Genomic DNA, 12539 nt, shown 5'->3' on the forward strand with positions numbered 1-12539 from the left:
CCATGCGGCATAGTTGCCTTGAGCAAAATAATCCTCCTGCGCCTCACCATAAGCAAAAGCGAATCCCTTGTCACAACCTGACGGATAGTTAACAATAGCCTGACAAGTTATTTTCCATAGAAACAGGCGGCCCAATGCAGAATCAGGTTTCAGAAGAAACGCCCCGACACCTCCCAGCATCAAGATAAAAAATACACTCATTCCCAACAAGACAGTTCGTTTTTTGTACTTCTGCCACAACACAGTCCATTTGCTTTTATCGCGATGCATATATGCTACCCAACCACAACCAACCGCCGCAGCTACCCAGGCAGAGCGGCTCATTGTGGCGGGCAACACACTAAGAATCAAGATACCTGCCATAGCAACTACTATTTTCTCTATTTCATAGCGAACAGAACGTTCCTTACAAGTACGGGCACGTAAATATAAATGCAAGCAGACAGGCAACACCATTGCCAGATACCCGGCATAGGGTCCCGGATTGAAGAAAGACCCTGTTAGTGCATAGCGGAAGTGACCGGAAGCGGAAAAACCATACAATTGCCGCAAGCCCCAAACCGCTTCGACACTCCCCCAAAGCACCAAACTCCATGAAACATAGACAGAAAAATGAAAGAAACATAGCACCTTTTTCAAGGAATCTCTCTTCACAAGTTGTAACAGGCAGGTTATAACAATACAGGCAGCCGAAAACAGAGTAAATTTACCAAGCCATATCCATTGCCCTATATTTTCCCCTACAGGAAGTCCGGGCGTAGTCACCCCAACCACCCCCAACAAGGAGCAGACGGCAGCAAATAGCAGCGACACTGCCATCACATCTTTTACTCTATGTATCCATAGCCTTATCACTCTATTTTTTTAAATATCCGGTTCCACCTTATTCTATCTGTATTATTATCTACCGACTTCCATATCCTGACGGCTTTTCCCACAATAAAAGGTTCAGGCAATAATCCCCAGTAACGGGAGTCTTGAGAGTTCATGACCTTATCCCCCGCTACAAAATAATAATTTTCTATAAAGCTATAGGTCTGTATTACACTATCATTCAGTAAAACCGTATCTCCACGTACAAACAATTTCTTTTTTTGTTCCCATTCTATTATGTTCTTAAATAGAATAACATGTATAGAATCCATCTTCAAGTTATCCCCTTTAGCCGGAATATAAAGAGGTCCAAAGTTCACTATGTCCCAAGTAAATGCCGAATTATAAGGATACCCCCTCATTACAATTCCCTGCTCTTCCGCCTTCCCTCTCTTCACTAAACCCATCAACGTTTCTTGCATTTCCACATTACCCAAAGACGTATCCTTTCCTCGCACCTTATATCGTGCATCCTTTATTTCAAATGTATCTCCCGGCAATGCAACACAACGCTTTACATAATACTTCATCACATCAAAGGCAACACTATCCCAACGCTGTTTAGAATAGGGGAAATTAAAGACTATTACATCATTCCTTTTTATCTTCCCTAATCCCGGCAAACGAGATATATGTACATTCTTTCCTTCTAAAGCATCCCATACATTGAACAAACGTCCTCCCATTACCCCCTTATTCACCAAGATGTTATCTCCTGCAAGCAAAGACGGCTCCATAGAGTCACTGGGAATTTTGAATGTGGCAATACATATCACTTGAAGAAATATCCAGATCAATGCTGCCCCAAAGAGCATTAAGAATAGGTTAAGAATCTTATCAATATACCAACCTAAGCCTCTTTTGGTATGAGAATTATTGCTTCTCTGCATTTCCCGTTATTCTCAAAACTATTGGAGAAGTTTCCACATTGCAATATACGGTAATTGTCTTATTAAAATATTCAGGATGCTCGGCTTTATACACTGTAAGTAATTCCACACTCATACCCGGACGAACAGGTTCTTTAGGATAATCAACAGTAGTACAACCACAAGAAGTTATTACCCCTTCAATGACTAAAGGAATATCCCCCTCATTACTAAATACAAAAACTCCTTTTTGTTCCTTATGCCAATCAAAACTTCCAAAATCAACAAGATTCTTGTCAATAAGCAATTCCGTTTTTGGGGCTTCATTGCTTTTTCTCGTTACAACTTCTTCGTCATGAATAATATTCAGATATAGCTCTTTGATTCTAGGATTAAATATAGGGTTACCAATAGCCACCACTCGATTATCCTTATCAAGCAAAAAAGTTCTAAATGCTATATCATCCGGAAAATCATTCAAAAGACGAAGTGAATCATTCAAATCTAAACATATAGGGATATCAAAAGCCTCCTTTCTCAAAATTGACAGCAATTCATCACCGTTCTTATTATGAACAAATATATTTACAGGTATTGAATAATCCGAGACTGAGTCGATTGTTTTTATAAAGCCTTTCCAAGCTTTTGCCTGTAACTTACAACTAAGACATCCCAAAGAGTCAATATAACTAACAATTGAATATTTTACTCCCGACTTTACATAATCCATCACAGTATCTTCTCCATAAATTGTAAAAGTAGTCTCTGAGGGATAAATCACCTGTTTTTTCTCCCATTTCTTGACTAAATTAATCATCTTCTCTTTAGATGTATCCTGCCTACAAGATGCATACATACACAATACAAGTATTATTAACAGAGCAATCCGAATATATTTCATTATAATCTATATTCTAATTTCTTTTAACTCTAACTTCTGAAAACGTAATATATCATCAGAATAGTCAGGATTCTTAATATGACTCAGACTGACATACAATCCATCTTCTAGTATAAAAGAAAGGTTGGGATTATAAGTATATGCCGGGAAAAAAGTCTCTCCAAGAACATTCAGTTTATTATCTAATATCATTATTGAAAACCTCTTTCTGCCAGAACGAAGCAGTTCAACATAATCGCCGGAATAATCACTTGCATCACATGGGGGATACACAAATCTATAATAAACATCTCTGTATTTATCATACAAAATTTTACCATAGGAAGCATGTTCACATTGTGCTTTCACCATTTTTTGAAAGTTTCCTTCTATTGAACGAAAAACAGTTACATTATCTATGTATTTACTTTTAGCTTTCTTTTTCTCAACTTTCTCATGCGCAGAAGTTGTCAAGTACAAATCCTCATCAGCATCAAAAGAATAAATAAAGCGATTCCCATCATAGCAGAAAGAATATTCAGCACCAAAAGCACCAACTGTTCCAAAGTCTTTATAATTAATTAAGGGAGGAAATCTCATAGGAAGTGCTTTCGATGTATTCTCTATTGTATCTAATACCACCTTAATCGGACTCCTTTCTATAGCCTTATCACCCAACCTTAGATTTACTGTTTGAGGAATATACAAATCGTCACCTATAAACACTATTTGGGATTTGTCACTTGGCATAAAAGGTTTTAACTGTTGTCCGTCTTTAGTTGTTGAATAATCTATTTTCCGCTTTACAACTCCGGCAGTGTCTACTACAAATATTTTACTAACATACATACTTGGAATATAAATATGTTCCATATCAGCTATGTAATATCCTCCAAAGCCACCGAGTACAGAATTATCTCCCTCTGTATTCAAGCACAATCTTTTGACTAAGCTTTGTGATTTCATTGAATAAATAAGGATTTCACTTTTAGGCAAATTTTGAAAACTTAAATAGTTTTCTCCTTTGTCCTTAAAAAGAAAAACTGTGATTTGAGGCATCCTAGCTTCTTCTATAACCGGAAAAGATAGAACTTCATCCGTCCTTTCCAACGAATATCGATCCGAATTGACCATTGGTGAGCACGAAAATGTCAACACGACCAAGAATAACGACAATAGATATTTAATCATACATTATCATTTATTAATACAGAGGTGTGTAATAATTTCCACTAAAAAGTCACAATGATCACACACCTCATCAGTTTACATAAAACACGGGCAACCTAATCCATCACCCAATGGTGTGCAAAACCAATAGTTTGCATCAGCCCATCGGCAATTAAATCCAGTACCCCATTCTCCATTAGCTAATGCTTCCACATTAGCCAATGCCAAATCAGACAAAGCGTCAGTTTTTTGATTTACATAGACGCCATATCCTGCAATTGCCGCAAATGCGACAACAACAGTTATTTTTACTAATTTCTTCATGTTACTTTTCTTTTTATTAAGAATTTTCCAACAATCAATAAAAGTATAATACTCATATTATACCATAGAAGCAAGATTATAAATCTTGTGAGAACTTTTTCATGCCATTCTATCGTAATGACAGAAAAAACACTTCCATTTCAGTTTTAATCACTACCTTTGCCAAGACCTCCTTTCTCTTTTGGTATTTAGAACAAATAGTACGCAATGCGCCAACAATACGTTCACCGTTTATTCCTTCTATTTATATTATTTCTAAATAAATCAAAGTAATTTATATTCAATTATCGGCTCATCCTTATTCACATCCGTAACTATTATAATACCCTTTTGCTCATCTATTGAAATTCCATGAATATAGTGGTCCAACACGTACTTCCGAAGCGGTTTACCCTCCAAACTGAATACATAAATATATTGTCCACCATCCGGTAAATTAATACCTTGCTTCGCTTTCTGCATAATATCCTTAAATGCACGTCCTTGAAAGACAACATAAATAGCACTATCTGTCACTTGTATATCACTGAACCCCATGATACCGATCGGTATGCCATAACCTTGGGCTATCTGAAACTCCGGTTCGCCATTAGGGCCAATACGTACAATATGCGTACTATCTTTCAGATTATAAATTTCAAGAACTTCACCCAATTGAGTAACTGCTGCCAGCACTCCATTACGAGGATTGTAATCAATGAAACTTCGCCACGCCTGCGCTAAAGCAGGACGGGCACTCTTCAAGGCATCCTCATTGGCAGTGGGAATAGTCCCTATTTTACGGAGTAACTTACCCTGCCGACTTACCAAACAGAAGCGACTGTCACCTGAATAGTCAGGAATAATAAAGGTGGAATCATCGTATTGCACAAAGTCCAGTGCCCGAAGCAGTTCTTTATCCAGACTCACGGCTTCCAACCGAAGCAATGAGTCACCAGATGAAGCAAAACCTAACCGAGTTAATTCAGACTTATTGGAATCAAGTGTCCACAAAAAGTTCCCATTCCATCGAAGATTTTCGGCTGAAAGCATCTCTTCGGGAGCATCGCCTCGTTTGCCGAAAGAGGACAAATAATGAAAGCCGGGATAGTGAAAGGCATGAAAGAAATATTCCGTTCCATGTAAATCAAGCACTACAGCCTTGTCGTCCTGTACACGTACCCTATAAGGATAACGAAACAAAGCTGAATCCAATGACAAAGTCCGGGCTGTCAATTCTCTTGTTTCAGGAAAATCAGCATAGGACATCATTTTCTCATCAGGCACGGAAGTACAAGCCGCAAAGAGAAACACTAATATTATATTAATAGAGGTTTTCAAGACTATAACCGCTCATTACATATTCAACTTTTGTTTTAGAAAAAGGGCAATCGACATCACCTAACCCCAAACAGTGAGAATATCCTCCTTCACCCCAAGCTAAAGCTTCTACGTTCCTCAACAGCAAATCATCCATTTGTTTACCGGAAGATTTCTGACTACAAAAAACAGTTATTGAGCTAACTGCGCACAAACTGATTACAGCAATTTTGATTTTGTTTTTCATATTCTACTACATTTATATTAGATATCCGTATGAAGCATACAAACAAGGTTGCCTCATATTTGTCCGTAAAGGTAAACGGAATTTTCTACCACACCAACTATTTTGCCTTACAACGACTTACCAACTTTACTTGAAGACCTTTTGGTAAGCATCGGTAAGGCTGTTTTTTATCCTTTTTCAGTATTTTCTTCGATGGAATGGGGCATTTTCAAACAATAATATTCATCTCTATATTCCACAACAAGAGAAGAGATATCTTCCAATGCTTCCCGTAAACGATGAATAACAGTATAAAGCTTATTTGAATTTCCCTTCCCTTTCCACAGTTCCTCAATAATTTCTTCTGCAGTCAGTCGATAATTTTCAGTCCGTAGAAAGAGCTTCAACAAGACAATTATTTGAGGCCGGAGTTGCCTCGTCTTTTCTCCATTCAACAGGATGCCTTTTTCTGAATCCAGGATAGTCCCGTCAGCCAATTCATATAATCCGGTTTGCCCGGCTTCTTCCTCCAAATGCATTTTCCTTTCAACAATTATCTTTTTCTCTTGAATACAGACGACCGTTTCCTTTTTCACCAGTTTTTGCCGCAAGAAGGAAAAAATCGGTTTATAATATAAGAGAAGAAGGAAAAAACAAAGCCAAAGTAAAAGTAATATCATGATGGGCGGCCATACCTTTAATACCTGCCACCAGTCATAAGCAATAAACCCCGTTGCCTCCACTTCACAACGAAATCCTATATAGCGAGACAACAAGCTATCTCCCTGTAGCACTTTTATGCTATCGGAAGAGTAAACGGTGGAAGTCTTCTTCAATAAATCAGTAGTTGAAAGACGAATACCGGTATTAGCCGCTACAGATTTCTCGACCAACAGACTATCCCAAAATAAATTCAACGCATCCGCATCCAGAGGGTGTTTCTCAAGTACATAGCTGAGCAACATTCTCCTTTCGGTATCTTTAATAAGACTATTATCAAATTCCACACGCGGTATTTCATAGCTATGCGTTCCATACTTGCTCGCCAAAGTTACAGGACTTTTGAATGGGGTTTCCAATGTTTTCACTTCAGGAGAATCACCAGCCACAAATGGCACAACAATGTCCCCTCGCTTCTGCACCTCCAGATTCAGTGCCTCCACGAACGTTTCTTTCGCCAATGCATTCCATTCCGGTATCTGTTCTTTATAGCTATTATAGAAGATATAGACATATATCCCTGTAACCATAGTACAGATGAAAGTTCCTATCCACAAACATATTAATCTACCGGATTCCGCAGTCCTGCCTTTTTTATTCATAGTCCGTCAAACATTTTAATCTGCTAATTTAGCACAAAAAAGGCAAGTAAACACATTTATTCACAATTTCTTCTATAATCTAAAAATAAATAAACAAATTCAATGCTTCTATTCATAAAAGAAACGATCTGTTGGGTTCTAATTATCAAAGTATTTTTCTATATCAAGATAAGCAAATTGATATTCACTATCCAAATTCATAATAATTCGCTTATTCTCCTCATCGTAACATAAACGATTAATTCTACATCCTATATCTAATGTTTTCAAATAATCTCCTGCAATATTAAACACGTGAAGCACCTTCGCCCCATCATTATGATTCCAATCTTCTCCTATATATGAAACAACTATCTTATCATCACAAATAGTTGCATTTTTAAAATGCGCCTTTCCATCACCATTTTTATCCCAATTAGGACCATACACATTGCATTGTAGCTCTCCATTCAGATTGTACAAGCTTATCAAATCATATCGCCGGTGCACTCCACCAATGTATTATATTGGGGTGAGACAGCAAAAGCGACCCGTTTCTTTTCATCTGCAGGATGAACATAATCTATCAATTTTGTTTCTCCTGTTATCATATTCCATTTTCCACTGGTTTGGTTAAAAGAAGAAATGGTAGTCTCTACGAACGAACCATATGACAATGTATCATTGATATAGTAATAGTCATCAGGAAAGGGCATATTTCCAAATTTCAATTTAACACTTGGAGCATATAGCGAGTCATTTAAAAGGCTATCCAAATTATACCTAAGGATTTTACGTTGTCCGTTGTCAGTCACATATAAATCATGTTCTTTCTCATTCCACGCAATCGATCCAATAACGGATATTTCTGTTGGTCCCTGGCCTCTGTCTCCAAGACTCAATATATGTTTAAACGTATGTTTATCAAACACATGTACGAGTTTATCAAACGATTTGTAATCGATGACAGCCAAATATTCACCACACATATATGGTTGTGCCACAGCACCTATCAGAACATCTTCCGTATCTATTTCCTGCACATCGTCTTTTACATTAACGATACTCGCCCTCCGGTTCTGCCATTTCTCATTTGTTTCCTTTGAAGTGCATGCCCCACAGAACAAAATCACTAAAAGAGATAACACTAATTTCATAAGCTATGATATTAATAAACTACAATTTTTCCATACAAGCGAAAAACTTAAAAACGTCCATACACTTTTTTCGATCATCTTTCATTTCTGTTTTTTACATATTAGTTCAGAAGACCGTCTAAGTCAAGATAAGCAAATTGTATCTCATCATCTAACACCATTATAATCCGGTTATATTCTGAATCATAACAAAATATAATGATATTGTAACCCACATTTAACGTCTTTATATAGTTACCATCCAAATCATAGACCAAAAGTTTAGAAACATGTATATTTCCTGCATCAGGATTTCTCTCACCCGAATAACCTACAATAATATGATTATTACAAATACAAATGCTTCCATAATAATAAATCATAGCATTACTTGTCGCATTGTTCCAATCAGGACCATAAATATAATGTTTAAGGTTTCCTTGAAGGTCATAAGTGGCTAATAAATCGTGATGATCATAGCTCACCACTATCAAGTTCTTTTCCAAGGAAACCGCATATCGAATCCTTTTTCTTTCAACTTCCGGATGCCCAGTTATCAATGGATGTATATCTCCGGTTTTCATATTCCACGTAACTAAAGACTCTTGAAAATGTTTGCCCGGTTCCGCCGTAATACAACAAGCATAACAAAGGGTATCATTGGCATAGGAAAGCATTACCGGCGTAGCTGCTTTATTCATCTCTAATTTATATTTAGGTAAATAGTCCGGATTTAATAAGACACTATCTAAATCATAACCAGATATTTGCATCTTGCCATAATCAGCAACATATATACGTTTATGTAGCACATCCGGCATAAGTTCTCCTAAACTTGTTATCTCATCAGGGCCTTCTCCAGAATGTCCTACTCCTGCTATATATGAAAAATTCTTTTTATCAAAAAGAAAAACTTGGTTATCTTCAGAATAACCATCGGATAAAATAAAATATTTATCTAAAATATAGGGTCTTGCTCCTCTGCCAATAAGAGGAGTATCTATCACTATTTCTCGGACTAATTCTTTCACATTCACTATATTACCAGAATGACGCACGTGCTTATCAAAGCCTGAATTATTAGAACATCCCCATAATAGGACAAACAGAATAAAAGACGAAAGATATTTCATAAAAACAATTTTAAGTTACATGAAATCGTAATTCCGGATAAAGGAAGAGGCACATGAGAAATACGACCTCCTTCCGGATTTCCCCTTCCCTGCCACAGTTCATTAATAATTTCTTTTGTGGTGTCAAGATAGAGACTTTTTTCTAATTATAAAAATGAATACGTCTTTTTTATTCCCAGGATTCAGGCACCTACTTTTTGGGGAAACATATCATTTATTGCGCCACCCTTTTTAATTTTATCCGCAATAAAACCGGATTGTCTTCTTCCGATATGCTTTCACATAAATCTACAAGGAACGCATGTTCCTGTTTGAAAGTATTCCAGTTTAGAACAGCTTGATTAAGTTCCACTTAATCAAGCAATAGTAAAACAAAAACGAACAAACAAACGAGATCGGAAGCTTTGGAAAGAAGAAAAAGCACAGAAAAATTCGCAAAAGTTTTGGAGATTTAAAGAAAAGCTATATCTTTGCACCCGCAATCGAGAAACGATGGCGGGATAGCTCAGCTGGTTAGAGCGCATGATTCATAATCATGAGGTCCCCGGTTCAATCCCGGGTCCCGCTACAAAATGAAGATTTAGACTGTTGAGAGGCTTCCACTCTTGGCGGTCTTTTTTGTTTTCAGACCGTACAATAGTGTGTGGAGCAACGTAAAAACGTTACTATATAAAAATGCCCCCGAAAGTTTTATGTCTAACTTTTGGAGTGTACTTCAAACTTCCGGGGGCGATTCTTATTCTATTCTTTTATTCCCACTCTATCGTCGCATTCGGTTTCGGCGACATATCGTAGCAAACACGATTTACATTCTTCACTTCTTTCAGAATACGGTCGGTGATTTTCATCAGGATGGGCCACTCTACCGGTTCAATGGTAGCCGTCATGGCATCTACCGTATTGACGGCACGGATAATAACCGGCCAGTCGAAAGAACGGGCGTTATCGCGTACACCCACAGACTTAAAGTCAGGCACTACCGTAAAATATTGCCATACCTTTTTATCCAATCCGGCAATCTGGAATTCCTCACGAAGAATGGCATCGGATTCACGTACAGCTTCCAAACGGTCGCGCGTGATAGCACCCAGACAACGTACACCTAAACCGGGACCGGGGAAAGGCTGGCGGTAAACCATTTCGTAAGGTAAGCCCAGTTCCAAACCACAGGCACGGACTTCATCTTTGAACAATTGACGCAAAGGTTCTACCAACTGGAATTTAAGGTCTTCGGGCAACCCGCCTACATTATGATGAGATTTCACCATTTTGGCAGTCTTCGTTCCGCTTTCCACAATATCCGGATAAATAGTGCCCTGACCTAAGAAGTCGATACCATCCAGTTTGCGAGCTTCTTCTTCGAATACACGAATAAACTCACCACCAATAATCTTACGCTTTTGTTCCGGATCTTCCACACCTGCCAGTTTATTCAGGAAACGGTCGGTAACATCTACATAAACAAGGTTTGCTTTCAGTTGATTGCTGAACACTTCGACCACATCTTCCGATTCACCTTTACGCATCAGGCCATGATTGACATGCACACATACCAGGTTGTCGCCAATTGCTTTCAGCAACAAAGCGGCTACCACAGAACTGTCAACACCACCCGACAGGGCCAGTAATACTTTCTTATCACCCACCTGACGCTTAATCAACTCAATCTGGTCGTTGACAAAGTTCGTCATATTCCAGTTGGCTTCAGCTTTGCAAGTATCGAAAACGAAAGATTTCACGGCCGCTTTAATAGCCTCGATATCGTCTGTAAATTCAGCCAGTTTCACTGCACAAGTAGCCTTATCATGACCGGCAGCCATAACAGGAATACCCAGTGAATAGATGGCCGGATTTACGTCGATAGCAACGCCATCAATCACATTGTTCGGTCCACCATTGATAATAATACCCTTTACGTTGGGCAATGCTTTCAGTTCTTCCACTGTGATGTCGTGAGGATAAATCTCACTATACACTCCTAATGCACGGATGGCGCGAGCCAATACCGTATTCTCATGACTACCCAAGTCAAGGATGACAATCATGTCCTGTTTCATCTGATTCCTTTTTTAATTATTATATTGCTAATAGTTTGACTTAACTTTCAATTCATCCGCAAATATAAAGATTAAAAAAAAAGCGGCAATGCATTGATTCTCTAAAGTTTCATTTGAAATGAAATTGAGTATAAAAAAAGGAAGGATGCCCAAAATGCAGACATCCTTCCAGTTATCAATCACAATCGCACAAAAAAACTATCTCAAATCCAGTTTATTCCTTATCGCCGCAATCTCCGGATTAACCGGTGTAACGGACTTACGGGTGCAATAATCAAACTCCGCCGACTTTTCGCCACTGAACGACTTCCATTTCAGCTTCAGTTTAACCGTTTTGCCTTCCGTATCGGGCAGCCCGTCCAGCTTAAAAGCAACCAGACGATCTCCTGTTTCTCCATAAACATCCTCATACGCATTATGCCGGAACTCTACTTCATAAGGATTCTCCGGGCTCTGCCCCAACAGCAGGTTCACAAAATGCTTATTACGACCTCCCCATACGGTCCTGAAACGAAGCGTCAGATAACCGTCTTCGGCAATAGTCACCCAGTCATTTATAATCTCCACAGGATCAGTACCGTATATCTTATCATTTTCTTCTCCCAAATCCGGTGCGATGGGCTTTGTAAGAATACTGTCTATCCAGTTTATATACACGGCTTTACTGTATTCGCCACTCGGTGCATCAGCCTCATCGAAATTCACCAGTGCTCTGACTTCTTTATCTCCAAAAGGAGATTTCTTCACATTAGTCGGCAGCAATGTTGTCTTATCATCCAACTGCAAAAACAATGAACCGTCCGCTTCGCTCTTCACCGTTACAAGAGCATTGGGATATCTTTGGTAATAACCGTTGTTATCATTATCGTCCAGACAGGACTGAAAACCTATAGCAAAAACCATAGTCCCCGCAAATAAAAGTGCTTTACTAAATACTGAATTAATTTTCATAGTGTGGTTCCTCCAAATTAAACATTAAAAATAACTTCTTTACGTTATAGAAATGAGATATGGGGGAAAAGACTGCATGACATATTGTTAATTAACAATAACGCTCCAGAAAGAACAATATGCATTGTATAGCTCTTCTCCGGCTTACTACAGAGCGGCAAACAGGGCATAGATAAACTGTCAATCATCACCTATAAATATTTCATTAATAATCAACACATTGAAGTTTCCTATAGGTAGGAAACGAGCGTTTCTATAGGCAAAAACTGTAGTGTACTGAATAAGTTGACACTTCTAAAATTAGAAATTCATATGGAAGC

13 protein-coding genes and 1 tRNA gene are annotated in these 12539 nt (G+C 38.2%); 1 reads left to right on the forward strand and 13 read right to left on the reverse strand.

Translation table 11 applies throughout. The features are described 5' to 3' along the window. The 11 genes from QZ135_RS22780 to QZ135_RS22830 all read right to left on the reverse strand — a co-directional run. On the reverse strand, positions 1-855 hold an 855-nt coding region (locus tag QZ135_RS22780; protein WP_294615028.1), incomplete at its 3' end, for an O-antigen ligase family protein. Further along, positions 852-1763, reverse strand: a complete 912-nt coding sequence (gene lepB / locus QZ135_RS22785) for a signal peptidase I (protein WP_294615030.1) — start codon at positions 1761-1763, stop codon at positions 852-854. The genes lepB and QZ135_RS22780, both read right to left, overlap by 4 nt. Next, positions 1747-2643 (reverse strand): DUF1573 domain-containing protein, encoded by an 897-nt coding sequence (locus tag QZ135_RS22790; RefSeq protein WP_294615032.1) that lies wholly within the window; start codon positions 2641-2643, stop codon positions 1747-1749. Before QZ135_RS22790 ends, lepB begins: the two co-directional genes overlap by 17 nt. Positions 2644-2649: 6 nt before the next feature. Next, positions 2650-3813, reverse strand: a complete 1164-nt coding sequence (locus tag QZ135_RS22795; protein WP_294615034.1) for a DUF4221 family protein — start codon at positions 3811-3813, stop codon at positions 2650-2652. A gap of 75 nt (positions 3814-3888) precedes the next feature. Continuing rightward, the gene (locus QZ135_RS22800; RefSeq protein WP_007660237.1) at positions 3889-4116 is read right to left on the reverse strand and encodes an NVEALA domain-containing protein; all 228 of its coding nucleotides are present in this window, start codon (positions 4114-4116) and stop codon (positions 3889-3891) included. A gap of 264 nt (positions 4117-4380) precedes the next feature. Continuing rightward, complete coding sequence (locus tag QZ135_RS22805) at positions 4381-5436, reverse strand: BF3164 family lipoprotein (RefSeq protein WP_294615037.1); 1056 nt, start codon at positions 5434-5436, stop codon at positions 4381-4383. Continuing rightward, positions 5420-5662, reverse strand: a complete 243-nt coding sequence (locus QZ135_RS22810; protein WP_294615039.1) for an NVEALA domain-containing protein — start codon at positions 5660-5662, stop codon at positions 5420-5422. The genes QZ135_RS22805 and QZ135_RS22810 overlap by 17 nt, the downstream gene beginning before the upstream one ends. 167 nt (positions 5663-5829) lie before the next feature. Next, on the reverse strand, positions 5830-6963 hold the full coding sequence (locus QZ135_RS22815; RefSeq protein ID WP_294615041.1) for a helix-turn-helix domain-containing protein: 1134 nt from the start codon (positions 6961-6963) through the stop codon (positions 5830-5832). A gap of 138 nt (positions 6964-7101) precedes the next feature. Beyond that, positions 7102-7425 (reverse strand): hypothetical protein, encoded by a 324-nt coding sequence (locus QZ135_RS22820; RefSeq protein WP_294615043.1) that lies wholly within the window; start codon positions 7423-7425, stop codon positions 7102-7104. Between the two features lie 5 nt (positions 7426-7430). Beyond that, positions 7431-8099, reverse strand: coding sequence for a 6-bladed beta-propeller (locus tag QZ135_RS22825; protein WP_294615045.1), 669 nt, complete (start codon positions 8097-8099; stop codon positions 7431-7433). Positions 8100-8200: 101 nt separating this feature from the next. Next, positions 8201-9211, reverse strand: coding sequence for a 6-bladed beta-propeller (locus tag QZ135_RS22830; protein WP_294615049.1), 1011 nt, complete (start codon positions 9209-9211; stop codon positions 8201-8203). Between the two features lie 494 nt (positions 9212-9705). On the opposite strand from QZ135_RS22830, the gene QZ135_RS22835 reads away from it, so the two are divergent. Then, positions 9706-9779, forward strand: a tRNA-Met gene (locus QZ135_RS22835). Between the two features lie 181 nt (positions 9780-9960). Here QZ135_RS22835 and guaA read toward each other — a convergent pair. After that, a complete protein-coding gene (gene guaA, locus QZ135_RS22840; protein WP_294615052.1) occupies positions 9961-11268 on the reverse strand; it encodes a glutamine-hydrolyzing GMP synthase in 1308 nt (435 codons plus the stop codon). A 198-nt stretch (positions 11269-11466) separates the two neighbouring features. Continuing rightward, on the reverse strand, positions 11467-12219 hold the full coding sequence (locus tag QZ135_RS22845) for a NigD-like protein (RefSeq protein ID WP_294615055.1): 753 nt from the start codon (positions 12217-12219) through the stop codon (positions 11467-11469). Positions 12220-12539: the final 320 nt, after the last annotated feature.

The sequence above is a fragment of the uncultured Bacteroides sp. genome (assembly GCF_905207245.1).
Lineage (GTDB): Bacteria > Bacteroidota > Bacteroidia > Bacteroidales > Bacteroidaceae > Bacteroides.